At 72.4% G+C, this 25,849-nt stretch carries 25 protein-coding genes and 1 tRNA gene; 18 read left to right on the top strand and 8 right to left on the bottom strand.

All coding sequences use genetic code 11. The annotated features are described in order from the left end of the window. The first annotated feature begins 102 nt into the window (after positions 1–102). The 7 genes from IE207_RS22280 to IE207_RS22250 all read left to right on the top strand — a co-directional run bounded on the left by IE207_RS22280 (position 103) and on the right by IE207_RS22250 (position 6,382). Positions 103–444, top strand: coding sequence for a YbaB/EbfC family nucleoid-associated protein (locus IE207_RS22280; protein WP_190186041.1), 342 nt, complete (start codon positions 103–105; stop codon positions 442–444). 66 nt (positions 445–510) lie between these two features. Next, on the top strand, positions 511–1,110 hold the full coding sequence (gene recR, locus IE207_RS22275; protein WP_190186040.1) for a recombination mediator RecR: 600 nt from the start codon (positions 511–513) through the stop codon (positions 1,108–1,110). Beyond that, the gene (locus IE207_RS22270) at positions 1,103–1,768 is read left to right on the top strand and encodes a DUF5063 domain-containing protein (RefSeq protein ID WP_190186039.1); all 666 of its coding nucleotides are present in this window, start codon (positions 1,103–1,105) and stop codon (positions 1,766–1,768) included. The genes recR and IE207_RS22270 overlap by 8 nt, the downstream gene beginning before the upstream one ends. Positions 1,769–1,931: 163 nt before the next feature. After that, positions 1,932–3,206, top strand: a complete 1,275-nt coding sequence (locus IE207_RS22265) for an aspartate kinase (RefSeq protein ID WP_190186038.1) — start codon at positions 1,932–1,934, stop codon at positions 3,204–3,206. Continuing rightward, positions 3,203–4,279 carry an aspartate-semialdehyde dehydrogenase gene (locus IE207_RS22260; RefSeq protein WP_190186037.1) on the top strand — a complete coding sequence of 359 codons (1,077 nt, stop codon included), beginning with the start codon at positions 3,203–3,205 and terminating at the stop codon, positions 4,277–4,279. The genes IE207_RS22265 and IE207_RS22260 overlap by 4 nt, the downstream gene beginning before the upstream one ends. 169 nt (positions 4,280–4,448) lie before the next feature. Further along, positions 4,449–5,282, top strand: a complete 834-nt coding sequence (locus tag IE207_RS22255; RefSeq protein WP_190186036.1) for a SigE family RNA polymerase sigma factor — start codon at positions 4,449–4,451, stop codon at positions 5,280–5,282. Beyond that, positions 5,279–6,382: a hypothetical protein gene (locus tag IE207_RS22250; protein WP_190186035.1), complete on the top strand. Its 1,104-nt coding sequence runs from the start codon at positions 5,279–5,281 to the stop codon at positions 6,380–6,382. Before IE207_RS22255 ends, IE207_RS22250 begins: the two co-directional genes overlap by 4 nt. Here IE207_RS22250 and IE207_RS22245 read toward each other — a convergent pair. Continuing rightward, complete coding sequence (locus tag IE207_RS22245; protein WP_190186034.1) at positions 6,354–7,151, bottom strand: SURF1 family protein; 798 nt, start codon at positions 7,149–7,151, stop codon at positions 6,354–6,356. The genes IE207_RS22250 and IE207_RS22245 overlap by 29 nt on opposite strands. 42 nt (positions 7,152–7,193) lie before the next feature. After that, positions 7,194–9,011 (bottom strand): S9 family peptidase, encoded by a 1,818-nt coding sequence (locus tag IE207_RS22240; RefSeq protein ID WP_190186033.1) that lies wholly within the window; start codon positions 9,009–9,011, stop codon positions 7,194–7,196. 158 nt (positions 9,012–9,169) lie between these two features. Here IE207_RS22240 and codA point away from each other — a divergent pair, with 158 nt between their 5' ends. After that, on the top strand, positions 9,170–10,471 hold the full coding sequence (gene codA / locus IE207_RS22235) for a cytosine deaminase (RefSeq protein WP_229873887.1): 1,302 nt from the start codon (positions 9,170–9,172) through the stop codon (positions 10,469–10,471). Between the two features lie 36 nt (positions 10,472–10,507). After that, entirely contained in the window at positions 10,508–11,098 is a 591-nt protein-coding gene (locus tag IE207_RS22230; protein ID WP_190186032.1) for an HD domain-containing protein, read from the top strand. 330 nt (positions 11,099–11,428) lie between these two features. On the opposite strand, the gene IE207_RS22225 is transcribed toward IE207_RS22230, so the two are convergent. Together IE207_RS22225 and IE207_RS22220 are read right to left on the bottom strand one after the other, a co-directional pair. Next, a tRNA-Pro gene (locus tag IE207_RS22225) sits at positions 11,429–11,502 on the bottom strand. A 101-nt stretch (positions 11,503–11,603) separates the two neighbouring features. Further along, entirely contained in the window at positions 11,604–12,548 is a 945-nt protein-coding gene (locus IE207_RS22220; protein WP_190186031.1) for a metallophosphoesterase, read from the bottom strand. Positions 12,549–12,627: 79 nt separating this feature from the next. Here IE207_RS22220 and IE207_RS22215 point away from each other — a divergent pair, with 79 nt between their 5' ends. Further along, positions 12,628–13,089 (top strand): GatB/YqeY domain-containing protein, encoded by a 462-nt coding sequence (locus IE207_RS22215; RefSeq protein ID WP_190186030.1) that lies wholly within the window; start codon positions 12,628–12,630, stop codon positions 13,087–13,089. Positions 13,090–13,185: 96 nt separating this feature from the next. Here IE207_RS22215 and IE207_RS22210 read toward each other — a convergent pair whose 3' ends face one another. Then, positions 13,186–15,489 (bottom strand): transglycosylase domain-containing protein, encoded by a 2,304-nt coding sequence (locus IE207_RS22210; RefSeq protein WP_190186029.1) that lies wholly within the window; start codon positions 15,487–15,489, stop codon positions 13,186–13,188. Positions 15,490–15,885: 396 nt separating this feature from the next. On the opposite strand from IE207_RS22210, the gene IE207_RS22205 reads away from it, so the two are divergent. Next, positions 15,886–16,236, top strand: coding sequence for a WhiB family transcriptional regulator (locus IE207_RS22205; RefSeq protein WP_053676911.1), 351 nt, complete (start codon positions 15,886–15,888; stop codon positions 16,234–16,236). Positions 16,237–16,300: 64 nt separating this feature from the next. Here the strand turns inward: IE207_RS22205 and bagB are convergent, their stop codons facing one another. Together bagB and bagA are read right to left on the bottom strand one after the other, a co-directional pair. After that, positions 16,301–17,626 carry an ATPase BagB gene (gene bagB, locus IE207_RS22200; RefSeq protein WP_373304746.1) on the bottom strand — a complete coding sequence of 442 codons (1,326 nt, stop codon included), beginning with the start codon at positions 17,624–17,626 and terminating at the stop codon, positions 16,301–16,303. After that, complete coding sequence (gene bagA / locus IE207_RS22195; RefSeq protein WP_190186028.1) at positions 17,623–18,606, bottom strand: ATPase BagA; 984 nt, start codon at positions 18,604–18,606, stop codon at positions 17,623–17,625. Before bagA ends, bagB begins: the two co-directional genes overlap by 4 nt. A gap of 178 nt (positions 18,607–18,784) precedes the next feature. Here bagA and sp36 point away from each other — a divergent pair, with 178 nt between their 5' ends. The 5 genes from sp36 to IE207_RS22170 all read left to right on the top strand — a co-directional run bounded on the left by sp36 (position 18,785) and on the right by IE207_RS22170 (position 22,580). Continuing rightward, complete coding sequence (gene sp36, locus IE207_RS22190; RefSeq protein WP_136216794.1) at positions 18,785–18,949, top strand: Sp36 family protein; 165 nt, start codon at positions 18,785–18,787, stop codon at positions 18,947–18,949. Further along, positions 18,946–19,419, top strand: coding sequence for a RidA family protein (locus IE207_RS22185; protein ID WP_190186027.1), 474 nt, complete (start codon positions 18,946–18,948; stop codon positions 19,417–19,419). The genes sp36 and IE207_RS22185 overlap by 4 nt, the downstream gene beginning before the upstream one ends. 1,105 nt (positions 19,420–20,524) lie before the next feature. After that, on the top strand, positions 20,525–21,454 hold the full coding sequence (locus tag IE207_RS22180) for an NUDIX hydrolase (protein WP_190186026.1): 930 nt from the start codon (positions 20,525–20,527) through the stop codon (positions 21,452–21,454). Then, positions 21,451–22,296 (top strand): MBL fold metallo-hydrolase, encoded by an 846-nt coding sequence (locus IE207_RS22175; RefSeq protein ID WP_190186025.1) that lies wholly within the window; start codon positions 21,451–21,453, stop codon positions 22,294–22,296. Before IE207_RS22180 ends, IE207_RS22175 begins: the two co-directional genes overlap by 4 nt. After that, positions 22,293–22,580 (top strand): hypothetical protein, encoded by a 288-nt coding sequence (locus tag IE207_RS22170; protein ID WP_190186024.1) that lies wholly within the window; start codon positions 22,293–22,295, stop codon positions 22,578–22,580. Before IE207_RS22175 ends, IE207_RS22170 begins: the two co-directional genes overlap by 4 nt. Positions 22,581–23,118: 538 nt before the next feature. Here IE207_RS22170 and IE207_RS22165 read toward each other — a convergent pair. After that, positions 23,119–23,793 (bottom strand): Crp/Fnr family transcriptional regulator, encoded by a 675-nt coding sequence (locus tag IE207_RS22165; RefSeq protein ID WP_003981529.1) that lies wholly within the window; start codon positions 23,791–23,793, stop codon positions 23,119–23,121. 211 nt (positions 23,794–24,004) lie between these two features. Between IE207_RS22165 and nth the strand changes: the two genes are divergently transcribed. Both nth and IE207_RS22155 read left to right on the top strand, forming a co-directional pair. Continuing rightward, positions 24,005–24,970: an endonuclease III gene (gene nth / locus IE207_RS22160; protein ID WP_229873897.1), complete on the top strand. Its 966-nt coding sequence runs from the start codon at positions 24,005–24,007 to the stop codon at positions 24,968–24,970. Between the two features lie 115 nt (positions 24,971–25,085). Then, entirely contained in the window at positions 25,086–25,844 is a 759-nt protein-coding gene (locus IE207_RS22155) for an NUDIX hydrolase (RefSeq protein ID WP_190186023.1), read from the top strand. The last annotated feature ends 5 nt before the right edge of the window (positions 25,845–25,849 follow it).

The following is a 25,849-nucleotide window of genomic DNA, read 5'->3' as shown; positions in this document are numbered from 1 at the left end:
GTCCTCACGGCGTAGGGCGCTGTGCGCGGGGACCACGTAGGCTCGGATTGACCGAGCGTTGAGAAGCATCCGTAGCTTCCGCAGTGATGGAGTGAGTGCCCTGTGATTCCCGGTGGTGGCCAGCCCGACATGCAGCAGCTGCTCCAGCAGGCCCAGAAGATGCAGCAGGACCTCGCCGCGGCCCAGGAGGCCCTGGCGCAGGCCGAGGTCGAGGGCCAGGCCGGCGGCGGTCTGGTCAAGGCGACCGTCACCGGCTCCGGTGAGCTGCGCGCCCTCGTGATCGACCCCAAGGCCGTGGACCCCGAGGACACCGAGACCCTCGCGGACCTGGTGGTCGCGGCGGTCCAGGCGGCCAACGAGAACGCCCAGGCGCTCCAGCAGGAGAAGCTGGGCCCCCTGGCCCAGGGCTTCGGCGGCGGCGGGATCCCCGGCCTCCCGTTCTAGCCGGAGCCCCGGCACCCAAGACATCCATAGCCCGAACACATCTGAAACCCGAAAGAAGGCAGTCCGTTGTACGAAGGCGTGGTCCAGGACCTGATCGACGAACTGGGCAGGCTGCCCGGCGTCGGGCCCAAGAGCGCGCAGCGGATCGCCTTCCACATCCTGCAGACCGAGCCCACCGACGTCCGCCGCCTCGCGCACGCGCTGCTCGAAGTGAAGGACAAGGTCCGGTTCTGCGCGGTGTGCGGGAACGTGGCGCAGGAGGAGCGGTGCGGGATCTGCCGCGATCCGCGCCGCGACCCGTCGGTCATCTGTGTCGTGGAGGAGCCCAAGGACGTGGTCGCGATCGAGCGGACGCGCGAGTTCCGGGGGAAGTACCACGTCCTCGGAGGCGCCATCAGCCCGATCGAGGGCGTCGGCCCGGACGATCTGCGCATCCGCGAGCTGCTGGCGCGCCTCGCGGACGGCACGGTCACCGAGCTGATCCTCGCCACCGACCCGAATCTGGAGGGCGAGGCGACCGCCACCTACCTCGCCCGCATGATCAAGCCGATGGGCCTGAAAGTCACCCGCCTGGCCAGCGGACTCCCCGTCGGGGGAGATCTGGAGTACGCGGACGAGGTCACGCTCGGGCGGGCCTTTGAAGGAAGGCGACTTCTCGATGTCTGACGCAACGCTGCACGCCATTGGCCAGGATCCGGACGACTTCGCCGTCCAGATCGCGGACCAGATCGAGTCCTTCATCGTCGCCGTCACCGAGGTGGCCAAGGGCGAGGACCCGGACAGCGCGGTGCCGTTCCTCCTGCTGGAGGTTTCGCAGCTGCTGCTGGCGGGCGGTCGGCTGGGTGCGTACCAGGACGTCCTGCCGGACGAGCGCTACGAGCCCGACCTGGGTCCGGAGCCGGATGTGGACGAGCTGCGCGAGCGGTTCGCGTACATGCTCGACCCGGTCGACGTGTACTCGGAGGTCTTCGACCCCTACGAGCCGCGCAAGGCTCCGGTCGCGCACCGGATCTCCGACGACCTCGCCGACGTCGTCGCCGACCTGCGGCACGGCCTGGCCCACTACCGGGCGGGCCGGACCACCGAGGCGCTGTGGTGGTGGCAGTTCTCCTACTTCTCCAACTGGGGTTCGACGGCCTCGGCCACCTTGCGCGCGCTCCAGTCGCTGGTGGCCCACGTGCGCCTCGACCAGCCGCTGGACGCCCTCGACGGCCTGGACACCGACGAGGACCTCGCCGAGGACGACCTCGCGGAGCAGGCGGGCGAGGTCATGGCGCAGGAACTGGGCGGCATGGGACGGGCTCCGCAGCGCAGCCAGGCCTGACGCGGGGCCGGCCCGCGGCCGGTCCGGCCGGTTCCCTGACGCCGTCGCCGCGGTGTTCCTGAGATGAACTCAACATCTCATGATGTGGTACGTGCCGGTCGGATTACGGTCGCTCGTTAGACTGCGTGACTGACCGCAGTACTGGATTGAGCGAGGAGCGCACGTGGGCCTTGTCGTGCAGAAGTACGGAGGCTCCTCCGTAGCCGATGCCGAGGGCATCAAGCGCGTCGCCAAGCGGATCGTGGATGCCAAGAAGGACGGCCACCAGGTCGTCGTCGTGGTATCCGCGATGGGCGACACGACGGACGAGTTGATCGATCTCGCCGAGCAGGTATCCCCGATGCCCGCCGGTCGTGAGTTCGACATGCTGCTGACGGCGGGAGAGCGGATCTCCATGGCCCTGCTGGCCATGGCGATCAAAAACCTGGGCCACGAGGCCCAGTCGTTCACCGGCAGCCAGGCAGGTGTCATCACCGACTCGGTCCACAACAAGGCGCGCATCATCGATGTCACGCCGGGCCGTATCCGCACCGCGCTGGACGAGGGCAACATCGCCATCGTCGCCGGCTTCCAGGGTGTCTCGGCCGACAGCAAGGACATCACCACGCTCGGCCGCGGCGGCTCGGACACGACCGCCGTCGCGCTGGCCGCGGCGCTGGACGCCGAGGTCTGCGAGATCTACACCGATGTCGACGGCGTCTTCACCGCGGACCCCCGCGTCGTGAAGAAGGCCCGGAAGATCGACTGGATCTCGTCCGAGGACATGCTGGAGCTCGCGGCCTCCGGTTCCAAGGTGCTGCTGCACCGCTGCGTCGAGTACGCACGCCGCTACAACATCCCGATCCACGTCCGTTCGTCCTTCTCCGGACTGCCGGGCACCTGGGTCAGCAACGAGAATCCGCAAGGGGACGAGCCGGTGGAGCACGCCATCATCTCCGGAGTCGCGCACGACGTCTCCGAAGCCAAGATCACGGTCGTCGGCGTCCCGGACAAGCCGGGCGAGGCCGCGGCGATCTTCCGCGCGATCGCGGACGCCGAGATCAACATCGACATGATCGTGCAGAACGTGTCGGCCGCCTCGACCGGGCTGACGGACATCTCCTTCACCCTCCCCAAGGCCGAGGGCCACAAGGCCATCGACGCCCTGGAGAAGGCGAAGGGCGCGATCGGCTTCGACTCGCTGCGCTACGACGACCAGATCGGCAAGATCTCCCTGGTCGGCGCCGGCATGAAGACGAACCCCGGCGTCACCGCCTCGTTCTTCCAGGCGCTGTCCGACGCGGGCGTCAACATCGAGCTGATCTCGACCTCCGAGATCCGGATCTCGGTCGTGACCCGCCAGGACGACGTCAACGAGGCCGTCCGCGCCGTGCACACGGCCTTCGGCCTCGACTCCGACAGCGACGAGGCCGTCGTCTACGGAGGCACCGGACGATGACCGGCACCCGGTCGGCCCCGGCCCCGGCGCTCGCCGTGGTCGGGGCGACCGGAGCGGTCGGCTCCGTCGTCCTGCGGATACTGTCCCAGCGCGCCGACGTCTGGGGCGACATCCGCCTGATCGCCTCCCCGCGCTCCGCCGGCCGCATGGTGGCCGTGCGCGGTCTGGAGACGGAGGTGCTCGCCCTGAGCGAGGACGCCTTCGACGGCCTCGGGGCGGGCGACGTGGCGCTGTTCCTGACCCCGCCCGGGGTCTCCGCGCAGTGGGCTCCCGCCGTGACGGCGCGCGGAGCCGTGGCCGTGGACCAGTCGGCGGCCTTCCGGGAGGACCCCGAGGTGCCGGTGGTGGTGCCCGAGGTGAACGGGCACGCCGTACGGGTCCGGCCGCGCGGCATCGTGGCGGGGCCCGACTGCGTGACCGCCACCATGATCGCCGCCCTGGGCGCGCTGCACGCCGACTACGGGCTGGCCGACCTGGCCGTTTCCTCCTACCAGGCCGCCAGCGCCGCGGGCCGGGCCGGTACGCAGGCACTGCGCCGGCAGCTCTCGCTGGTCGCCGGGACCTCCCTCGGGGAGCAGCCCGGGGACGTACGGCGGGTCGTGGGCGAGGACACGGGGCCCTTCGCGGCCCCGCTCGCGCTGAACGTGGTGCCCTGGTCCGGGGAGCTGCGCGAGGGCGGCTGGTCCTCGCACGAGCTGGCGGTGCGGTCGCAGACCCGGCGGATCCTGGAACTGCCGGAGCTGCCGATCGCGGTGACCTGTGTGCAGGTTCCCGTGCTGGAGGGGCATTCGCTGACGGTACGGGCCCGGTTCGAGCGCGAAGTGGACGCCGGGCAGGCCCGCAAGACGCTGGAGACGGCGCCCGGCGTGGTCCTCGTGGACGATCCGGCGGCGGGGGAGTTCCCGACGCCCGTGGACGCGGCCGGGACGGATCCGGCCTGGGTGGGCCGGGTGAGGGCGTCGCTCGACGACGACCGGGCCCTGGAGTTCTTCGTCTGCGCGGACAATCTGCGCAAGGGCGCGGCGCTGAACGCGACCCAGATCGCGGAACTGATCGCGGGTGAATTCGCGTAGTTCACTTTGTAGGATCGTCGGCGATCCCTCGATCAAGGTGATGGCCCGACTGCCGCCTGGATAAACGGGGCGAACGGGAAGATCGGGTGCGCATGAGGGCAACGGGGACATGGTCGGCCCATCTGACCGGCGCGTACAACCCCGGCGGGGCGAAGTGCGTCCAACGGGCGTGGCAGAGGCATTGCTCGACTTCACCATCGCTCCGGCGCGCGGCGCCGCGGCACGCACCGCTGCGGCGCTCGTCGCCCCGGCACACGTCGCCCCGGCACACGTCGCCCCGACGTACGTCGCTTCGGCACGTGTCGCTCCGCCGCGCCGGCGCTCCCCGGCGTCCGCGCCCGGCGGGCTCCCGATGATCCTTCCCGTCCCGCCGGCCGGCGTACCGACGGCGGCCCTGGCGACCCGTGGCGGCCGCGTCCCCGCGCCCCGCGACAGTGCGGAAACCGCCGGGAGCACGCGGGCCGCGGGGGAAACGGTGGAGACCCCCCTCGACGAGGCGGTCGTCGCCGGCACCACCGTCGACCACCTCACCCAGACCTACCAGGCCCACTACCGCTCCCTCCTCGGGCTCGCCGCACTGCTCCTGGACGACACCGCCTCCTGCGAGGACGTCGTCCAGGAGGCCTTCATACGCGTCCACTCCGCCCGCAACCGGGTCCGGGACCGCGACAAGACGCTGGCGTACCTCCGCCAGACCGTCGTCAACCTCTCCCGCTCCGCACTGCGCCGCCGCATCCTCGGCCTGAAACTCCTCTCGAAACCCATGCCGGACATGGCGAGCGCGGAAGAGGGCGCGTACGACCAGCTGGAGCGCGACGACCTGATCAAGGCGATGCGGGGGCTCCAGCGACGGCAGCGCGAGGTACTGGTCCTGCGGTACTTCGCGGACATGACCGAAGCCCAGGTCGCCGAGACGCTCGGCGTATCCCTCGGCTCGGTGAAGGCGTACGGTTCGCGGGGCATTGCCGCGCTGCGGGTGGCGATGGAGGCTGCGCAGTCATGAGGGACGACCACACCACGCCCCAGGCCTTCGACGAGCAGCGGCTGCGCCACCTGCTCAGCGGGGCCGTGCAGGACCTGGAGCCCTCCGAGCACGCCCTGGAGCGGCTGCGCCACGCGGTCCCCGCCCGCCGCACCCGCACCCGCAAGCGCCGCGCGCTCGTCGGCGCGGCCGCGGCCGTACTCCTCGCCGGGGCCGCGGTCCCGACGGCCCTGCGCATCACCGGCACCGCGAGCAGCAGCGCCGCCGGACACCCGGCCATGGCCGGACACGGGGAGCCCCGGGGCGGCAGGACGGGCGGCCCCTCCGACCCGCACCAGAACGGCTCCGGGGCGTACTCCAAGTCCACGGGCCCCACCGGCGGTCACCCCGAGCCGGGCGGCACCGGCGCCGGCCCGGCCCCCCACCCGAGCGGCTCCGCCCCCGGGGGAACGGCCTCGGGCCCGACGGCGGGCAGCACCTCGGCCGGCACCCCCGGTACCGGCAACCCCCAGCTGCCCCCGCTCGGAGCGGTGCGGGGCCTCCCGGAGTGCACCGCCGCGCAGCTCGGGGTGCTGGGCGGCGCCCGCGCCCCCGGCGCCGACGGAACGGTGTACGGCAGCTTCAAGGTCACCAACGTCTCGGACCGGGGCTGTCTCGCCGCCGGCCCGGACACCGTGACCGCGGCCCCCGCGGCCGACTCCCCGCCGCCCGCGAAGAGCCCCGCGGTCGCCGTGGTCGGCCACACCGCGGGCGATCCGGCGAGCGGGCTGCTCCCCGACCCGTCCGCGGAGTCCCCGTCGGTCGTGCTCCAGCCGAACGCGGCGTACGAGGTCCGGTTCGCCTGGGTCCCCTCGGACCGCTCCTGTCCCGCGGGCACCGCCGGCCCGTCGGCCAAGCCGGCACAGGGCGACCGCGGCGCCACCGCCGGGGCGGGCGCCACCACCGGCCAGGCCGCGGTCTCGGACCCGCTGGGCGGCACCACCGCCCCGGCCCCCACCGGGGTCGAGGTGTCCCACACCCCGGCGGCGGGCGCCCCGACGACCCGGGCGACGATCCCGGCGGCCTGCGGCGGCACGGTCTACCGGACGGGGGTCATTCCCCTGACGCGGCCGTCGCCGTAGCGGCCGGCCGCGCCTGCGGCGGCACCAGACCGGCCTGCGCGTCCCGCAGGGTCTCCACCTCGCGCCGGTAGAAGCGGAACCACATGAACAGCACGAAGGCGGCGAACACGAACCACTCGCCCGTGTAGCCGAGGTTCTGGAACGCCTTCAAGTCGAGCCCGGTGTTGTCCGGCGCCTTCGCGGGCACCGCGAGCATCCCGTCCGACGGGGCCTGCACGGTCAGCCACGCGTCGTACAGCGGCTCCTGCACCAGGTTCACCAGCGACGCCGCGCCGATCACCCCGAGCTGGCCGGCCGGCAGGCCGCCTTGCGCGTGCACGCCCTTCGTCCCCGAGTTCTCGGACGCCTGGAGCGCTCCGGTGACCTGCACCCGGCCACCCGGCGCGGCCGGTGCCCTCGCCGCGTCCGCATCGCCCGGCAGCCAGCCCCGGACCACCGGGAGGGCCTTGCCGGAGTCGGTGCGGAGCAGGCTGAGGACGTAGAAGCCGCTCCTGCCGTCGAGATCCCGCTCGGGAACCAGCAGCTGCTCCCCGTATACCCCGGCCGCGGAAGCCAGCCTTCCGGAGGTCTTCTTGTCCACCGGGAGCAGCGAATCCAGGGGCGCGGCGGCCTGGACGGCGCCCTGCCGGCCGGTGGCTTCCCGGTGGTCGCCGACGCGGTCCTCGAAGCGGCCGAGCTGCCAGGTCCCCATGAACAGGCAAAAGGGGATGGCGAGCGCGACGAAGACGTTGATCCCCCACCAGCGCGGGGTCAGGAGAAACCGGTGCACCCCACCACGGTACGGGGGGCGCACCGGATCACCGGTGCCGGGTCAGGCGGGAAGGTGCTTGAGGGCGAACTCCAGATCCATCCGGACCTGCTTGATCCGCTCCTCCACCACGAGCGAGCCGTGCCCCGCGTCGTACCGGTACACCTCGTGCACCGCCCCGCGCGCCGCGAGCCGCTCCACGTAGTTGTCGATCTGCCGGATCGGGCAGCGCGGGTCGTTCACGCCCGCCGCGATGTGGACGGGGGCCTTCACCGCGTCCACGTACGTCAGCGGCGAAGACGCCTCGAAGCGCTCCGGCACCTCCTCGGGCGTACCGCCGAAGAGGGTGCGGTCCAAGGACTTCAGCGCCTCCATCTCGTCGTGGTACGCCGTCACGTAGTCCGCGACCGGCACGGCGGCCAGGCCCACCGCCCAGGCGTCGGGCTGCGTGCCCAGGCCCAGCAGCGTCAGGTATCCGCCCCAGGAGCCGCCCGACAGGACGAGCCGCTGCGGGTCGGCGAGGCCGCTGCCGACGGCCCACTCGCGGACCGCCGCGATGTCCTCCAGCTCGATCAGGCCGACGCGGTGCTTGAGGGCGTCGGTCCACTCCCGCCCGTACCCGGTCGAGCCGCGGTAGTTGACGCGGACGACCGCGAAGCCGTGGTCCAGCCAGGCCGCCGGGGTCGCGGCGAACGCGTCGCTGTCGTGCCAGGTGGGCCCGCCGTGGACCTCGAAGATCGTCGGGAAGGGGCCGTCGCCGTGGCCCACGGGCCGCTGCGCCAGCGCGTGGATGCGCCCGCCCGGGCCCTGCACCCACACGTCCTCCACCGCAACCGAGCCCGGGGGCCGGAAGCCGGGCGGGTCGAGCACGACCCCGCCCGCCGTGGACCGGATCGCCGACGGCTCGGCGGCCGATGACCACTGGTACTCCACCGTCCCGTCCGGCCGGGCCGTCGCACCCGAGACCGACCCCGGCGGCGTGTCCACCCGTACGAGTCCCCGCGCGGTCAGGTCGTAGCGCCACAGCTCGCTGCGCGCCTCGAAACCGTGGTGGACCAGCAGCGCGGACCCGTCCGGGTACCACTCGGCGCCCACGTCACCCGGCAGCTCGATCGCCAGCTCCTCCTCGGCGCCGGTCGCCACGTCCCACACCATCGGCTCCCAGCGGCCGCGCCGCTGGTGCCCGACGAGCAGCCGGGTGTCACCGGCGACCGGCGCGAAGCCGAGGACGCCGAGGCCCAGTTCCTCGGTGCCGCCCTTGGAGTCGTCGAGCTCGGCGACGGTGGTGCCGTCGAGGGTGACCACGCGCAGCGCCGAGTGCATCGCGTCGCCGTGCTCGGTGTGCTCGATCGCGATCAGGGTCCCGTCCCGGGACAGGTCGCCGACGCCCGCCGACTCGCGGTGCCGGTAGATGACCGCAGGGGCGCTCCCGTCGGGCCGTACGACGTGGATGGTGGTGCCGTCCTCGTCGGTGGAGCGGCCCACGACGGCCGTGCCGTCCCGGCCGATGGCCAGCCCGGCCGGGTAGGAGGGCGCGAGTCCGGGGGTGGCCGGCTCGTCGGGACCGCCCGCGAAGGGCTGGCGCACCCAGGTGCCGAACTCGTCGCCGTCGGTGTCGGAGAACCACCAGATCCACTCGCCGTCGGGGGAGAGGGTGCCGTCGGTGGTGCCGTTGGGGCGGTCCGTGGCCTGGCGCTGGGCGCCGGTGGCGCGGTCCCAGGCGTAGAGCTCGTAGGTTCCGGTCGCGTTGGAGACGAAGAGCGAGCGGTCCGGGGCGTCCTCGGCCCATTCGGGCAGCCCGACGCGCGGAGCCCGGAAACGCTTCTCCCAGTCCGGCATCTCGGGGGACGGTACGGAGGTCACATGGGTGTCGCTGGTCATGGCCCCACCTTGCCGTACCGGGAGCCGGGATGCCGAGTAGGCCGAACGGGCGGCCGCAGGGGCGGGGGGCCCCGGCGGGCGGCCGGTCGCCGCGACATCGCGGGGCACGAGGCACGAAGCCCGGGCCCGGCACGGCTGCCGGCCCTAGGCTGACAGGCATGCGGATGATCGTCCGGGGTGCCCGGCTGCTGCACGCACACGGCCTGTCCGACGTGGAGGTGTCCGAGGAGGGACGGATCGCGCGCGTCATCCCGTACGACGATCAGAAGGAACCACCGGCTACCGGTGTGCTGATCGAGGCGCACGGCGCGCTGCTCACGCCCCCCTTCGTCGAGCCGCACATCCACCTCGACACCGCCCTGACCGCCGGCGAGCCGCGCCCCAACGCGTCCGGCACCCTCTGGGAGGGCATCGCCTGCTGGAGCGAGCGCAAGAAGACCCTGACCCGCGAAGACGTGATCGCCCGGGCCACGCAGGTGCTGCGCTGGCAGGCCGCCCAGGGGGTGCTGCACGTGCGGACCCACTGCGACACCACCGATCCGGCGCTGACCGCGCTGGACGCGCTGCTGGAGGTGCGCGACCGGGTGCGGGACGTCATGACCCTCCAGATCGTGGCCTTCCCGCAGGAGGGCATCGTCTCCTTCCCGGACGGCGGGGCCCTGCTGCGCGAGGCGGTCCGGCGAGGGGCGGACGTCGTCGGCGCGATCCCGCACTTCGAGGACACCCGGGAAGACGGGATCGCCTCGCTGGGAACCGCCTTCGCGCTGGCCGAGGAGCACGGACTGCGCGTCGACGCGCACTGCGACGAGATCGACGACGAACAGTCCCGCTTCGTGGAGGTCCTGGCCACGCTCGCGCTGCGCTCGGGCCTGCGGGAGCGGGCGACGGCCTCCCACACGACGGCGATGGGTTCCTACGGCGGCGGGTACAGCTTCAAACTCCGGCGGCTGCTGGCGCGTTCGGGGATCAACCTGGTCGCGAACCCGTTCGCCAACCTCAACCTCCAGGGCCGCTTCGACGCCTACCCCAAGCGGCGCGGCCTCACCCAGGTCAAGGAGATGCTGGCGGCGGGCGTGAACGTGGCCTTCGGCCATGACGACGTGATGGACCCGTGGAACGCCCTCGGGACCGCGAACCCGCTGCAGACCGCCCTGGTCGGCCTGTACGCCGCCCAGCTGACCGGCGCGGACGAGATCCCGGTGGCGTTCTCGATGGTGACGGACCGTGCGGCGCGGGTGCTCGGCCTGTCCGGGACGGAGTACGGCATCACCGCGGGCGCTCCGGCCTCGTTCCTGCTGCTGCCGGCCGACTCCCCCGAGGAGGCCCTCCGCCGCCAGGTCCGCCCCCGCTACGTCGTCTCGCGCGGCACCGTCCTCGCCGAAACCCCGCCCGCGCCGACGCGCCTGCTGTCCTGGCCGGGCGAAGCCGGCCCGACGGAGGTGGACTTCACCCGGAAGTAGGACGGCAGTCCGACGGGAACGGCCTACGCTGCGCCCATGACGTGGACCTTTGACTCCGATGCCGGGCGGGCCGCACTGGAGGTCGCGTCCGAGTACGCGGACGCGACCCTGCTGCACCACTCCGTCCGTTCGTACGCCTTCGGGGCGTGGTACGCGCGCCGGCACGACCTGACCCATGACGCCGAACTCTTCTACGTCAGCGCGCTGCTGCACGACCTCGGCCTGACCGCCCCGTTCGACAGCCACACGCTGCCGTTCGAGGAGGCGGGCGGCCACGTCGCGCGTGTCCTGACGGCGGGCCTGGGCTGGCCGGCGGCCCGGCGGGCGCGGGTGGAAGAGGTGATCGTCCTGCACATGCGGGACGACGTCACGGCCGCGCAGGACGTGGAGAGCCACCTCCTCCAGGTGGGTACGAGCGCAGACGTGTCGGGGCTGCGGGTGGGGGACTTCCCCGAACCGTTCCTCGCCGAACTCCTCGCGGAGTACCCGCGCCTCGGCTTCGGCAAGGCGTTCCTGACGCTGGTCGAGGACCAGGCGGAGCGCAAGCCGGACTGCGCGGCAGCGGCGTACGTGGCGGGCGGAGCGGAGGGCCGCATCGCGGCGAACCCACTGGACCACCGCACCTGACCCGGCGATCCCGGTGGCGTGCGCCGAGCCCGCCCCCCGGGCCCGCGGCCTCACCCCGGCCCGCCGACTGCGCGTCCCCGTACCCCAGGGCCGAACCCACCGGCTGACCACCGGACCACCGCCTTGAGGCCGCTACGGGGTCGGCCTCAAGGCAGCCGGTGTACGTCTCCCCGGCCTCCGCCGGCGAGCTTCCCGTGCAGGTGAGCGCCGCGGCCCGCTCAGGCCGGTGATCTCCACGTCCCTGCCGCGCCCTCCCCGGCTGATCATCGCCCGGAAACGCAGGAAGGGCTTGATCCGCATTGCGGATCAAGCCCTTCCTGTCTTACAGCGTCGGGGTGGCGGGATTTGAACCCACGACCTCTTCGTCCCGAACGAAGCGCGCTGCCAAGCTGCGCTACACCCCGATCGTCACCCGTGCAGCGTGTGCTGTCCTGGCGACATCGATTACTTTAGCGGACCCTCGGCCGGAGACGAAATCCGGTTTTCGCGGGGCGGTCGCGGGCCGTCAGGCGGGGTGGGCCGGCGTCAGGGTCAGGAGGGTGGCCTCCGGGGGGCAGGCGAAGCGGACCGGGGTGAAGCGGTTGGTGCCGCAGCCCGCCGAGACGTGGAGGTACGCGCGGTTGCCGTTCGCCGTGTGCGTGGACAGGCCCTTGACCCGGCCGGTGTCCAGGTCGCAGTTGGTCACCAGCGCCCCGTAGAACGGGACGCACAGCTGCCCGCCGTGCGTGTGGCCGGCCAGGATCAGCGGGTAGCGGTCGGCGGTGAACGCTTCGAGGACGCGCAGGTACGGGGCGTGGACCACCGCCATCGAGAAGTCGGCGTCCGCCTCCGGACCGCCCGCGACCATCTCGTAGCGGTCCCGCTTGATGTGCGGGTCGTCCAGGCCGGTGAAGGCGATCTCCAGCCCGTCCAGCTTCATCCGCGCCCGCGTGTTGGTCAGGTTCAGCCAGCCGGCTGCGTCGAAGGCGTCCCGCATCTCCTCCCACGGGTTGTGGACGGCGCCGACGACCGGCTTGTTGCCGTTCAGCCCGTGCCGGCCCTGCGCCTTCTCGATCAGGTAGCGGCCGGGATTGCGAAGCCGGGGACCGTAGTAGTCGTTCGAGCCGAAGACGTACGCCCCGGGGAAGGACATCAGCGGCCCCAGGGCGTCCAGTACCTCCGGCACGCCCTCCGTGTCGGAGAGGTTGTCGCCCGTGTTCACCACGAAGTCCGGGCGCAGCCCCGCGAGCGACTGGAGCCAGGCGCGCTTCTTGCGCTGCCCGCCCACCATGTGGATGTCCGACACCTGCAGGATCCGCAGGGGCCGCATGCCGGCGGGGAGGACGGGAACCGTCACCCGGCGCAGCCGGAACGACCGGGCCTCGAATCCGGCGGCATAGGCCACACCCGCGGCCCCCACCGCCGCGATACCGGCGGTGACCTTCAGAGGTACTCCGTAACGCGCACGCATGACCCCATCGTCGCACCCCGCGTCACCCCCGCGGAAAACCGGCGGGCGCATGCGCCGCCGCACCTGGCAGACTCGGGGCATGACCACGCTCAAGGCCAAGCTCCAGGAAGACCTCACCGCTGCCATCAAGGCGCGCGACGAGCTCAGCTCGTCCACGCTGCGACTGACCCTCGCCGCCATCACCAAGGAGGAGGTCGCGGGCAAGGAAGCGCGCGTGCTCTCCGACGACGAAGTCCTCAAGGTGATCGCCAAGGAGGCGAAGAAGCGCCGCGAGGCCGCGGAGGCGTTCAGCCAGGGTGGTCGCGCCGAGTCGGCCGCGCGGGAGCTCGAGGAGGGTGCGTTCCTGGACAGGTACCTGCCCAAGCAGCTCACGGACGAGGAGCTCGGCGAGATCGTCGAGCAGGCCGTCGCGGAGGCGAAGGCCGCCGGGGCCGAGGGGCCGCGGGCCATGGGCGCCGTCATGAAGATCGTGAACCCGAAGGTCGCCGGGCTGGCGGAGGGCGGCCGCGTCGCCGCCGTCGTCAAGGCGAAGCTTTCCTAGACCGGACCCTGTCGATGCACGAAGGGAGGCCCCCGCCGGATCCGGCGGGGGCCTCCCTTCGTGCATCGACCACTGGACGGACTACTGGACGACGGACTACTGGACGTCGCCGCCGATCGTGCCCGGCGGGAGGGGGATCCCGGGGAAGGGATCGACGGGTACGCCGCCGCCGGTGGGTCCGGCGATCGTCGCCCCGCCCGGATCGCCGTCACCCGGCTTGCCGTCCCGCCCGGGCTTGCCGGGCTTGCCGGGCTTGCCCGGCTTGGCCGGGGTGGGGTTGCCCGGCTGGGCCGGCGGCCGGTTGCCGCGGGCGCCGCCGGACGGGGTGGCGGCGTCCCCGACGAACACCGTCGCGAAGGGCATGTTCTCCCGGCCCGCCAGCGCGCCGGTCACCGCCTGCTTCCAGATCGGGCCGGGCAGCCCGCCACCGTAGACCTTGTCGTAGAACTCGCCGCCGATGGTGATGTTCTCCATCGACACCTGCTTGAGGCCCGCGGAGCCCACCCACGTCGCGCCGGCCATGTTCGGGGTGTACCCGACGAACCAGGCGTTGTAGCGGTTCTCGGTGGTACCCGTCTTGCCCGCGCTCTGCCGGTCGGTGAGACCGGCCTGCGCACCGGTACCGGAGTCGACGACGCCCAGCAGCAGGGTGTTGATGGTGTCGGCCGTCTTCTCCGACATCACCCGCTCGCACTGCGACTTCGGGACGGCCAGCGCCTTGCCGTGCGCGTCGGTGATCGACTCTATGGCGATCGGCGTGCAGCGCACACCCCGGTTGGCGAAGGTGGCGTAGGCGTTGGCCATGGTCAGCGGGGACATGCCCTCGGTGCCGAGCGCGATGGCCGGGACCTCCGGCAGCTTGGCGCCGTCGGCCGGGATGACACCGAGCTTCGTGGTCATCTCGGTGACCGGGCACAGCCCCATGTCGCTGATCATCTCGACGAAGTAGGTGTTGACCGACTTGGCCATCGCCTCCCTCATCCCGTACGGCCCGACCTCGGACTCGGACTCGTTCTCCACCCGGTCCTTGGGCTTGCTGTCGTTGACCCACAGCTTGTCGCCGCAGGTCTGCACGCCGCTCGGGTACTCCATGTCGTGCGGGGAGGCGTACACCTTGGTCGCCGGGACGCCCTGCTCGATGGCCGCGGCCGCGACGAACGGCTTGAAGGTCGAGCCGGTCGGGAAGCCGAAGTTCGAGCCGCCCATCCGCTTGTCGACGGAGTAGTTGATCTGCGTCTCGTTCTTGCCGAAGCCGTACGGCCTGGACTGGCCCATGCCGAGCACCCGGCCGGTGCCGGGCTGCACGAGGGTGACCGCCGTCGCGACCTTGTCGTCCTGGTGGACGTGGTCCTTGATGGAGTCGTTGACCGATTCCTGCGACTGCGGGTCGAGCGTCGTACGGACCGTCAGGCCGCCCTGGTTCCAGAGCTTGGCGCGCTCCTCGCGCGTCTTGCCGAACACCGGGTCGGTCAGGAACGTGTTGCGCACGTAGTCACAGAAGAAACCGGCGCCCTTCACGGCGGTGATGCAGCCGTTCTTGGGCCGGGTCACCTTGAGCGTGACCGGCTTCTCCTTCGCCTCGTCGGCTTCCGCCTGAGAGATGTCCTTCATGTCGGCCATCCGCTGGAGGACGACGTTGCGGCGCTTCATCGCCTCCTGCGCGTCGTTGACAGGGTCGTAGCGGGTCGGCGACTGCACCACGCCGGCCAGCAGCGCGGACTCGTCCAGCGTCAGGTCCTTGGCCGGCTTGCTGAAGTAGCGCTGGGAGGCCGATTCGATTCCGTAGGCCTGCTGCCCGAAGTAGGTGATGTTGAGGTAGTTCTCGAGGATCTTCTTCTTCCCGAGTTCCTCCTCGACCTGGATCGAGTACTTCAGCTCGCGGATCTTTCGCCCGAGGCTCTTCTCCTGCGCCTCGCGCACCTTCGATTCGTCGTCACCGGCTTCCTCGACGAAGACGTTCTTCACGTACTGCTGCGTGAGCGTGGACGCGCCCTGCGCCGCTCCGCCTTCCTGCGCGTTGCGGTTGACCGCGCGCAGGATGCCCTTGAGGTCGACCGCGCCGTGTTCGTAGAAACGCGAGTCCTCGATGGCGACGATCGCCTTCTGCATGTACGGGGAGATGGCCGTCAGCGGCACGACCTGCCGGTCGCGCGAATAGACGGTGGCGATCAAGCCACCCTCCGCGTCCAGGATCGTGGTGCGCTGGCTCAACGGAGGTGTCTTGAGATTGGCCGGGATCTCGTCGAATCCCTCGACCGTCCCCTTGGCCGCGAGGCCCAGGGCGCCTGCGCCCGGGATCGCGATGCCGGCCAGCACGACTCCGGAGAGAACCGACACCCCGAGGAACTTGGCGGCCTGTTGTGGCCCCGTGAGCCCGCCGCCCGAGCGCTTCTTTCCCATGGAGGGCAGCCTACGTTCTCATTCGCCGGACACGCGCGAATGCCTTGGCCTAAGCTGGCCCCAACTGTCACAGCAGCGCGGCGCGACATCAACCCCTCGGCTTGATTTTCACCCTTGCCGAATGCGGTGGACTGATGTCCGAATCCCGCCGTTCACTCGGACGGCACCCGAGGGTGATTCTCCGATTTCACCCGAATCGCCGGAATGGCCGGGCATGTCGTCCGATCACTCCGTCGGGTGATCTGCCGCTTACCCATAGTCCGTTCGGACCATTCAAGATTGGGCCCGTCGGGGGTGTTGCGCTGTGCTCGCCTTCCGTAACGTCCTCAACTGGCAGCGGTGAATATGCCGCTACCGCCGTGGGGGAGCCTCGATTCGGGAGAGGACGGCGCCGGGATGGGCTGGGTTACCGACTGGAGTGCGCAGGCAGCCTGCCGCACTACCGATCCGGATGAACTGTTCGTTCAAGGAGCGGCACAGAACAGGGCCAAGGCGGTGTGCACCGGGTGTCCGGTGCGGACCGAGTGCCTGGCCGACGCGCTCGACAACCGTGTCGAGTTCGGAGTATGGGGCGGAATGACCGAGCGGGAGCGTCGCGCGTTGCTGCGCCGGCGTCCCACCGTCACCTCGTGGCGACGGCTGCTCGAAACCGCCCGCACGGAGTACGAGCGCAGCACGGGCATCCTCACCATGGATGTCGACGCGGAGATCGACGTTCCGTACGAGACGTACGCGGCAGCCGGGTAAACCGACCGCCCGCGACGCACGCGCCAGCCGGGTCAACCACCCGCGCCCGCCTTCGTACGAACGCTTACGCTCCGGCCGGAACCCCGGTCGCGAGCCGCTCTCCGATGGCCCGTAGCCCGGCGAGGTCGTGCACATCGCCGGGCAGGGCGGCCACTTCGGCCACCGCCACCTCAGGGTGCAGCGAGGTGAAGCGGTCACGCGTGCGCTGTTCGCGCGCGATCACCTGCATCCGCTCGGCGTGCAGGCGCAGCAGCCCCACGGTGATCTCGTCCACGTCGGCGTCGCTCATGTCGGCGCCGGGGGAGCCGGTGTCGGTGGTGCCGGTGTCGGGAGTGCCGGTGTCGGTGGTGCCGGTGTCCGCGTCCGAGTCACGAAGTCCAGCTTTCCCGGACTCCTGATCGACAATGCCGGCGTCCTCAAGATTCTCCGCGGCGGCCAACGCCCGCTCCGCGGACAGCTGTCGGGCGTCACTGCCGTGGACCCGGTTCAGTACCAGACCGGCCAGCGGCATCCGTTCCGCCGCCAGCCGCTCCACGAAGTACGCCGCCTCGCGCAGGGCGTCCGGCTCGGGCGCGGCGACCACGAGGAACGCCGTACCGGGGGCCTGGAGCAGCCGGAAGGTCGCGTCCGCACGGGTGCGGAAGCCGCCGAACATGGTGTCCATTGCGGCCACGAAGGTCTGTACGTCCCTCAGCAGCGAGGCGCCCATCAGCTTGCTCAGCGTGCCGGTCATCAGCGACATGCCGACGTTGAGGAACTTCATCCCGGCCCGCCCGCCGACCTTCGCCGGAGCCATCAGCACCCGGATGAACTTCCCGTCCAGGAAGGACCCCAGGCGCTTCGGCGCGTCGAGGAAGTCGAGCGCGGACCGGCTCGGCGGCGTGTCGACCACGATCAGGTCCCAGTCGTCCCGCGCCCGCAGCTGGCCCAGCTTCTCCATCGCCATGTACTCCTGCGTGCCCGCGAAACCGGCCGACAGGGACTGGTAGAAGGGGTTGGCCAGGATGGCCCGGGCCCGTTCGCCCTCCGCGTGCGCCTCGACGATCTCGTCGAAGGTGCGCTTCATGTCGAGCATCATGGCGTGCAGTTCGCCGCCGTGCCCCGACACGCCCGCGACCTTGCTCGGCGTGTTGCCCAGCGAGGCGATCCCCATCGACTGGGCCAGCCGGCGCGCCGGGTCGATGGTCAGCACGACCACCTTCCGGCCGCGCTCCGCCGCCCGTACGCCGAGCGCGGCCGCGGTGGTGGTCTTGCCGACGCCACCCGAGCCGCAGCACACGATGATCCGGGTCTTCGGGTCGTCCAGCAGCGTGTCGACCGCCAGCACGGGCGGAGTGTCCAGGCCCATCTCGTCGCCCACCAGCTTCTCGCTCGTCTCCGGCCCGCTCATTCGTCGACCGCCTGCTTGCGCAGCTCCGTCGCCAGCTCGTACAGCCCGGCCAGGTCCATGCCCGTGCCGAGCAAGGGGAGTTCGTACGTCGGCACGTCCAGCCCCTCCAATACCGACCGTTGCTCCCGCTCGAGCTTCACCCGGCCCGTGTGTTCCGCGGCCTGCGCCAGCAGCGGATCCACCAGCCGCTCGGCCAGGCCGCCACGGCGCGAGCCGCCCAGCCCCGCGCGGGACAGGGCCTTGGCCACATCGGCGCGCCGCTCGCCGGCCGCGGAGCCCAGGGCCTCCTCGTCCAGATGGTGCGGGCGGACCATGTTGACGACGACCCGGCCCACGGGCAGCCCCGCCGCCTGCAATTCGGCGATCCCGTCCGCCGTCTCCTGGACGGGCATCTCCTCCAGCAGGGTGACCAGGTGGACGGCCGTCTCCGGGGACTTGAGCACCTTCATGACGGCCTGCGCCTGATTGTGGATCGGCCCGAACCGGGCCAGGCCCGCCACCTCGTCGTTGACGTTCAGGAAGCGGGTGATCCGCCCGGTCGGCGGGGCGTCCATGATCACGTGGTCGTAGACGTACCGCCCGGCCTTGTCCTTGCGCCGCACCGCCTCGCAGGCCTTGCCCGTCAGCAGGACGTCGCGCAGGCCGGGCGCGATGGTCGTCGCGAAGTCGATCGCGCCGAGCTTCTTGAGGGCGCGGCCGGCGGAGCCCAGCTTGTAGAACATCTGGAGGTAGTCCAGCAGCGCCCGTTCGGCGTCGATCGCCAGCGCGTACACCTCGCCGCCGCCGGCCGGCGCGACGGCGATCTTCCGCTCCTCGTACGGGAGCGCCTCCGCCCCGAAGAGCTGTGCGATGCCCTGCCTGCCCTCAACCTCCACCAACAGAGTCCGTCTGCCCTCGCGTGCGAGGGCGAGCGCGAGTGCGGCGGCGACCGTGGTCTTGCCGGTGCCGCCCTTGCCGCTGACCACCTGGAGCCTGCTCACAGCGACCGAGCCTAACGAGTCGCCCGGACGGTTCGTGTTGCGGGCCGCGATCGGGTGCGGTCGGGGGCGCCATCCGGGCCGCTTTCCGGGCGGCTTTCGGGCGGCTTTCCGGGCCGCTCTTCCGGTCGCGCACGAGGCCGGGCAGGGGGCCCGGGCCACAGGCACTACCCTCGCTCCCATGACCAAGAAGTTCGAATACGCGACGGTCCCGCTGCTGGTCCACGCCACCAAGCAGATCCTGGACACCTGGGGCGAGGACGGCTGGGAGCTCGTCCAGGTCGTGCCCGGGCCGAACAACCCCGAGCAGCTCGTGGCCTACATGAAGCGGGAGAAGGCCGCATGAGCGGGACGGTCGATGCGAGGCTGGCCGAGCTCGGCCTGACCCTGCCGGAGGTCGTGCCGCCGCTGGCGACGTACCAGCCGGCCGTGCGGTCGGGCGTGTACGTGTACACGGCCGGCCAGCTCCCGATGGTCAAGGGCAGCCTGCCGGTCACCGGCAAGGTCGGCGCGGAGGTGTCGGCGGAGCAGGCCAAGGAGCTGGCGGCGACCTGCGCGCTGAACGCCCTGGCGGCCGTCAAGTCGCTGATCGGTGACCTGGACAAGATCGCGCGTGTCGTGAAGGTCGTCGGCTTCGTGGCCTCGGCCCCGGACTTCACCGGGCAGCCGGGCGTGCTGAACGGTGCCAGCGAGCTGCTGGGCGAGGTGCTCGGCGACAAGGGCGTCCACGCCCGCAGCGCGGTCGGCGTCGCGGTGCTCCCGCTGGACGCCCCGGTCGAGGTCGAGATCCAGGTCGAACTCACCCCGGACGCCTGACCCCCCCCCGCAAGCGCCCGATCGGGCCCGGAGCCCCATGCGGACCCCGGGCCCTCGGCGGGCCCCGGCCCGCGCGGACCCCGGGCCCTTGGCGGGCCCCGGGCTTGTAGCGGCCCCGGCCGCTGAGACTCCCGGGCCCTCGGCGGCCCCCGAGCCTGTAGCGGCCCCGGCCGCCGAGACTCCCGGCCTCCGGCCGCCCGGGCCCGCGCCGCCTCTGGTCGCTCTGCCCCGGACTCGGTCCGTGCCCCGGCCTTCGCCTTCTCCAGCTCCGGCCGGTCGGTCCTTTGCCGCTCGCGCTCGTGGCCGGTCCGTCCTGGGTTCGGCCTTTGGCCGCTCCGGCTCCCGGCCCCTGGCCGCTCTGGCCCTGAGTCGGCCCGTGGCTCGGTTTCGGCCGGAGCCTGCGGTCCGTATGCCGCTCCGGTCCTGCCCGGTCGGGCCTTCCGCCGCTCCGGTCCGCTGCAGCCCCCGGCCCCTGTGGCGCTCCGGCGCTGATTCGGCCTCTGGTCGCTCTGCCCCGGACTCGGTCCGTGCCCCGGCCTTCGGCCGCTCCGGCTCCCGGCCCCTGGCGGCTCTGGCCCTGAGTCGGCCCGTGGCTCGGCTTCGGCCGGGGCCGGCGGTCGGGAGCGCCCTGGGTGCGCCAGCCTTGGCCCGCTCCAGCCCCTCGCCGCTCCCGGCCCGCTGCGGCCCCCGGCCCCTACCCCAGCCTCCGGCCCGGGTCTGCGGGCCGGAGGCTCCGAGCACTCCGGCCCGACCGGCCGCGGGTTCGGCCCGTCCAGGCTTCCGGCCGCAGAAGCCCGGGAGGGCTCCGGCCGCGAGCAGGCGTCAGGGGCATGCGGCCTTCTCCCCAGCCCCGGCACCGGGACCCGGCCCCGGCTGTGGGCCCCGGGGGCTGCGTCCCGGACGTCGGCCCGCCGGCCCTTGCGCCCGGGCCCCGCCACCGGGGTTCGGCCCCTGCGGGGTGTCCCGCACCGGTCCCGGGTCCGGCCCCCGGGTTCCGCTCGGTGCTCGGGCCCGGCCTGCGGGCCGGTGCGCGTGCGGGGCCGGTGGGCCGGGGCCGACCGGGGTGGGCCTCGAACATCGGGGCGGATGGCCGTAGCATCCCGCCATGCCCAACGGTGAGCAGGGACAGCAGCAGCCGCACCCGAACGGAGCCACGCCCGCCGGGGGCCAGTGGTACCCGCCGGAGTGGCCCGACCGCATCCGCGCGCTCGCGGACGGCACGCTCACCCCTGTCGAACCCAGACGCGCCGCCACCGTGATGCTGCTGCGGGACACCGACGCCGGCCCCGCCGTGCACATGCTGCGCCGCCGCACCTCCATGGCCTTCGCCGGGGGCGCCTACGCCTACCCCGGCGGCGGAGTCGACCCCCGCGACGAGGACCACCGCATCGGCTGGGCGGGACCGAGCCTGGAGGACTGGTCGGACCGGCTCGGTACGGACCCCCGTACCGCCCAGGCCATCGTCTGCGGAGCCGTCCGCGAGACCTTCGAGGAAGCCGGCGTCCTGCTCGCCGGCGAAGCCCCCGACACCGTCGTCGGCGACACCACCGGCGACGACTGGGAGGCCGACCGGCTGGCCCTCGTAGCGCGCGAGCTGTCGTTCGCCGAGTTCCTCGACCGCCGCGGCCTCCTGCTGCGCTCGGACCTGCTCGGCGCCTGGGCCCGCTGGATCACCCCGGCGTTCGAGCCCCGCCGCTACGACACCTGGTTCTTCGTCGCCGCCCTCCCCGAAGGGCAGCGCACCCGCAACGCCTCCACCGAAGCCGACCGGACGGTGTGGATCCGCCCCGCAGAGGCGGCCGCCGGCTACGACAAGGGCGAGCTGCTGATGATGCCGCCCACCATCTCCACGCTGCGGTCCCTGGAGCCGTACGGGAGCGCCGCCCACGCCCTGGCCTGCGCCACGGGCCAGGACCTGACCCCGGTCCTCGCGCAGGCCGCCCTGGAGGGCGGGGATGTGGTGCTCAGCTGGCCGGGGCACGATGAGTTCACCAAGCGCGTCCGCCTCGGACGCCCCGGAGGTGCCACCGCATGACCGACGCCGCCGCCCTTCCCGGCCAGCCCCGCGGAGTGGTCTCCTCAGGGCCCGCCACCGCCCGCGCGGTCAACGTCCTGGCCCCCAACGCCTCCGCGATGACCCTGGACGGCACCAACACCTGGCTCCTCTCGGAGCCGGACTCCGACCTGGCCGTCGTCATCGACCCGGGTCCGCAGGACGAGGGGCACCTGCGGGCGGTCATCCGTACCGCCGAGGAGGCCGGCAAGCGGGTCGCCCTGACCCTGCTCACGCACGGCCACCCCGACCACGCGGAGGGCGCCGGCCGCTTCGCCGAGCTCACGGGGACCAAGGTCCGCGCCCTCGACCCGGCGTTGCGCCTGGGCGACGAGGGCCTGTCGGCGGGGCAGGGCATCCGGGTGGGCGGCCTGGAGCTGCGGGTGGTGGCCACGCCCGGCCACACCTCCGACTCGCTCTCCTTCCACCTGCCCGCCGACCGGGCCGTCCTGACCGGTGACACGATCCTCGGGCGCGGTACGACCGTCGTCGCGCACCCCGACGGGCGGCTCGGCGACTACCTGGACTCCCTGCGCCGCCTGCGGTCCCTCACGGTCGATGACGGGGTCCACACGGTGCTTCCGGGCCACGGGCCGGTCCTGGACGACGCGCAGGGGGCCGTCGAGTTCTACCTGGCCCACCGTGCCCATCGGCTGGCCCAGGTGGAGACCGCCGTGGAGAACGGTTTCCTCACCCCTGAGGCGGTCGTGGCCTACGTCTACGCCGATGTGGACCGGTCACTCTGGCCGATTGCGGAATGGTCTGTCCGGGCCCAGCTGGAGTACCTTCAAGATCACGGACTGATCCCCGGGGGGCCCGAATGACCGTACTGTTCCTTCTGCTCGCGCTGATCGCCACGACGGCGTGGGTCACCTCGACGGTGACCCTCCGGATGAAGGCCCTGGAACGCCGGGCGGACGGTCTGGAGCGGCGCCTGGGGCTGGTGCTGGACCACTTCGGCATCGAGGAGCCGGAACCGGCGGGGATGGACGAGGTACGGGCGCTGGCCCGCGACGGCCGCACCGTCGAGGCCATCCGCGCCCACCGCCGCCTGACCGGCTCCGGCCTCCTGGAAGCCAAGCAGGCGGTCGAAACCCTCACCCCCTAGCCGCCCCCACCACATGGGCAGGCCCCGACCGGCGAGGCGCAGGTCTGCTGGTCGGGCATCGGACCGGCTGACACAAGCTCACCGCCCGGAGGCACCCACGGCAGCGGGTGCGCTCACCGCCTGGGCAGGCGCCCACGAGCCGGGCGCGTCCACCGCGAGGCGCAAGCCCACCGACCGGGCAGGCACCGACCGGCAGGGCTGGCTCACCGCCGGGCAGGAGCCCACGGACCGGGCGCTTCGCTGCGGGGCGCTAGTTCACCGATCGGGGCAGATGCCGACCGGCGAGGCGGCAGCCGGCTGGGCAGGCGCCGTCCCGCGAGGCGAAGCCCGCCGCCTGGGCAGGCGCCCACCGGCCGGGCGCGCCTACCGGCGAGGCTTGAACCACCGGGCAGGCGCCGACCGGCGAGGCGAAGCTCACCGGCTGGGCAGGCGCCCACCGGCCGGGCGCGCCCATACCCACCGGCCCCCGCGGACGCGGAAGGGTCCCGCCCCCGTGGGGCGGGACCCTTCCGCTACAAGCCCGTGGCGTGGCCCCGCGTCAGCGCGAGCGCTTCGCCAGCCGCTCCACGTCCAGCAGGATCACCGCACGCGCCTCCAGCCGCAGCCAGCCGCGCCCGGCGAAGTCGGCCAGCGCCTTGTTCACCGTCTCGCGGGAGGCGCCGACGAGCTGCGCCAGCTCCTCCTGCGTGAGGTCGTGCACGACGTGGATGCCCTCCTCCGACTGCACGCCGAAGCGGCGCGACAGGTCCAGGAGGGCCCGGGCCACACGGCCCGGAACGTCGGAGAAGACCAGGTCGGACATCTGGTCGTTGGTCTTGCGTAGGCGGCGGGCCACCGCGCGCAGCAGCGCCGTCGCGACCTCGGGCCTGGCGTTCAGCCACGGCTGGAGGTCGCCGTGGCCGAGGCCCAGCAGCTTGACCTCGGTCAGGGCGGTGGCGGTGGCGGTGCGCGGGCCCGGGTCGAACAGCGACAGCTCGCCGATCAGCTCGCCGGGACCGAGGACGGCCAGCATGTTCTCGCGGCCGTCGGGGGAGGTGCGGTGCAGCTTGACCTTGCCCTCGGTGACGACGTACAGCCGGTCACCGGGGTCGCCCTCGTGGAACAGGGCGTCACCGCGTGCGAGGGTCACCTCGCCCATGGAGGCGCGGAGCTCCGCGGCCTGCTCGTCATCGAGCGCCGCGAACAGCGGGGCGCGCCGCAGAACGTCGTCCACGAGTCTCTCTCCTATGTCGACCAGCTCAAGGGGACCGCTCCCCATTTTGCCGGACGGCTGAAACAGTGCGATCAATCACAAGGATGCCGGACGGACGGGTGTGCTGGGTGGCCGGAGCCTCATCAGGGTGGTGTTACCTGAGGTCCGGGCGACTGTCGGCGGCCGGCCTTAGGCTGGCCGGGTGTCCAAGAAGCCGGTGAGAGCACAGGCCATGGGGTCCGCGGGAGTGACGGCGGCCCAGAATTCAGCCGTGGGCGAACAAGCCCCCGGAACGTCCCCATCGGAGGTTCCTCCGAGTCCTCAGGGCAAAAGTTCGACCAAGAAACAAGCATCCGGGCGGGCCGCGAAGCAGGCAGACGCGCGGGCCGTGAAGCAGGCGCCCGGGCGGGCCGCCAAGCAGCCGAAGCCGGAATCCCGTCTCGCGATGATCCGCAGGGCCCGCCGGATCAACCGGGAACTGGCCGAGGTGTACCCGTACGCCCATCCGGAACTGGACTTCCGCAACCCGTTCGAGCTCCTGGTCGCCACCGTCCTCTCCGCGCAGACCACCGACCTGCGCGTGAACCAGACGACCCCGGCCCTGTTCGCCGCCTACCCCACCCCCGAGGCCATGGCCGCGGCCGCCCCGGAGGATCTGGAGGAGCTGATCCGGCCGACCGGGTTCTTCCGGGCCAAGTCGCGTTCCCTCCTCGGCCTCTCGCAGGCCCTGTGCGAGAAGTTCGGCGGAGAGGTGCCGGGCCGGATAGAAGACCTGGTGACCCTGCCCGGTGTGGGTCGCAAGACCGCCAACGTGGTCCTCGGCAACGCCTTCGGCGTCCCCGGGATCACCGTCGACACCCACTTCGGCCGACTGGTGCGCCGCTTCAAGTGGACCGAGCAGGAGGACCCGGAGAAGGTCGAGGAGGAGATCTGCGCGATCTTCCCCAAAAGCGAGTGGACGATGCTCTCGCACCGCGTCGTCTTCCACGGCCGCCGGATCTGCCACGCCCGCAAGCCCGCTTGCGGCGCCTGCCCGATCGCCCCGCTCTGCCCGTCGTACGGGGAGGGCGAGACCGATCCGGAGAAGGCGCGGAAGCTGCTCAAGTACGAGAAGGGCGGCCAGCCCGGCCAGCGGCTGAGCCCGCCGGCGGACTATCCCGGCCTGCCCGCACCACCGCTGGGCGCCCCGGCGCCTTGAGCACGGAACGCGGCGCCGCGAGGCGGCTCGCGCAGGAACGAAACCGGCACCGGGCCGCGTTGAGCGGGTGTCGCCGTCGCCGGGGTGGACACGGATCCAGGGAGCAGGGGTGCCTATGACGCGGGGTACGAGGGACGAGAGCGTGACGGGCGCGCCGGTGGGCGCGCCGGAGGCCCCGGGCGATGAGTCGTACGTCGGCCCCCGCGGCGGAGTGACCCTGAGCACCCGGGGGCTTCCCGCCTGGCTGGGCCCAGTGGTCGAGGCCGCGCGCACCGTACGGCCCCACCAGCTGAGCCGGTTCCTGCCCCCCGAGGACGGGCGGGGCCGGCAGTCCGCCGTGCTGATCCTCTTCGGCGAGGGGCCCCGCGGCCCGGAGCTGCTGCTCCAGGAACGCGCGGGGAGCCTTCGCTCCCATGCGGGCCAGCCCTCCTTCCCGGGCGGCGCCCTCGACCCCGAGGACGGGGACCCGCACACCACGGGCCCGCTGCGCGCCGCCCTGCGGGAGGCGCAGGAGGAGACCGGCCTCGATCCCGCCGGGGTCCAGCTCTTCGGGGCGCTGCCCCGCCTCTACATCCCGGTCAGCGAGTTCGTCGTGACCCCGGTGCTCGGGTGGTGGCGGGTCCCCACCCCGGTCGGCGCCGTGGACCCGGCGGAGACGGCCCGGGTCTTCACGGTGCCGGTGGCGGATCTCGCGGATCCGGCGCACCGTGTGACAGCCGTTCATCCGAGCGGCCATCTGGGCCCCGCTTTCACCGTCGAATCGGCTCTGGTCTGGGGTTTCACCGCCGGGGTGATCGACCGGTTGCTGCACTTCGCGGGGTGGGAGCGGGAGTGGGACCGCTCACGTGAGGTCACGATCGACTGGCGCGCATGAGACGG

It is taken from the genome of Streptomyces cirratus (assembly GCF_014650775.1).
Lineage (GTDB): Bacteria > Actinomycetota > Actinomycetes > Streptomycetales > Streptomycetaceae > Streptomyces > Streptomyces cirratus.
This window is presented reverse-complemented; position numbering and strand designations above follow the sequence as displayed.

What these genes read in the sequence shown, in the direction of transcription:
- IE207_RS22205 (WP_053676911.1), top strand. Translation starts at nt 15,886, where the DNA reads ATGGGCTGGGTTACCGACTGGAGTGCGCAGGCAGCCTGCCGCACTACC.
- IE207_RS22215 (WP_190186030.1), top strand. Translation starts at nt 12,628, where the DNA reads ATGACCACGCTCAAGGCCAAGCTCCAGGAAGACCTCACCGCTGCCATC.
- IE207_RS22220 (WP_190186031.1), bottom strand. Translation starts at nt 12,548, where the DNA reads ATGCGTGCGCGTTACGGAGTACCTCTGAAGGTCACCGCCGGTATCGCG.
- IE207_RS22155 (WP_190186023.1), top strand. Translation starts at nt 25,086, where the DNA reads ATGACGCGGGGTACGAGGGACGAGAGCGTGACGGGCGCGCCGGTGGGC.
- IE207_RS22260 (WP_190186037.1), top strand. Translation starts at nt 3,203, where the DNA reads ATGACCGGCACCCGGTCGGCCCCGGCCCCGGCGCTCGCCGTGGTCGGG.
- IE207_RS22230 (WP_190186032.1), top strand. Translation starts at nt 10,508, where the DNA reads ATGACGTGGACCTTTGACTCCGATGCCGGGCGGGCCGCACTGGAGGTC.
- sp36 (WP_136216794.1), top strand. Translation starts at nt 18,785, where the DNA reads ATGACCAAGAAGTTCGAATACGCGACGGTCCCGCTGCTGGTCCACGCC.
- bagB (WP_373304746.1), bottom strand. Translation starts at nt 17,626, where the DNA reads ATGAGCGGGCCGGAGACGAGCGAGAAGCTGGTGGGCGACGAGATGGGC.
- nth (WP_229873897.1), top strand. Translation starts at nt 24,005, where the DNA reads ATGGGGTCCGCGGGAGTGACGGCGGCCCAGAATTCAGCCGTGGGCGAA.
- IE207_RS22180 (WP_190186026.1), top strand. Translation starts at nt 20,525, where the DNA reads ATGCCCAACGGTGAGCAGGGACAGCAGCAGCCGCACCCGAACGGAGCC.
- IE207_RS22185 (WP_190186027.1), top strand. Translation starts at nt 18,946, where the DNA reads ATGAGCGGGACGGTCGATGCGAGGCTGGCCGAGCTCGGCCTGACCCTG.
- codA (WP_229873887.1), top strand. Translation starts at nt 9,170, where the DNA reads ATGCGGATGATCGTCCGGGGTGCCCGGCTGCTGCACGCACACGGCCTG.
- IE207_RS22240 (WP_190186033.1), bottom strand. Translation starts at nt 9,011, where the DNA reads ATGACCAGCGACACCCATGTGACCTCCGTACCGTCCCCCGAGATGCCG.
- IE207_RS22210 (WP_190186029.1), bottom strand. Translation starts at nt 15,489, where the DNA reads ATGGGAAAGAAGCGCTCGGGCGGCGGGCTCACGGGGCCACAACAGGCC.
- IE207_RS22170 (WP_190186024.1), top strand. Translation starts at nt 22,293, where the DNA reads ATGACCGTACTGTTCCTTCTGCTCGCGCTGATCGCCACGACGGCGTGG.
- IE207_RS22175 (WP_190186025.1), top strand. Translation starts at nt 21,451, where the DNA reads ATGACCGACGCCGCCGCCCTTCCCGGCCAGCCCCGCGGAGTGGTCTCC.
- IE207_RS22250 (WP_190186035.1), top strand. Translation starts at nt 5,279, where the DNA reads ATGAGGGACGACCACACCACGCCCCAGGCCTTCGACGAGCAGCGGCTG.
- IE207_RS22270 (WP_190186039.1), top strand. Translation starts at nt 1,103, where the DNA reads ATGTCTGACGCAACGCTGCACGCCATTGGCCAGGATCCGGACGACTTC.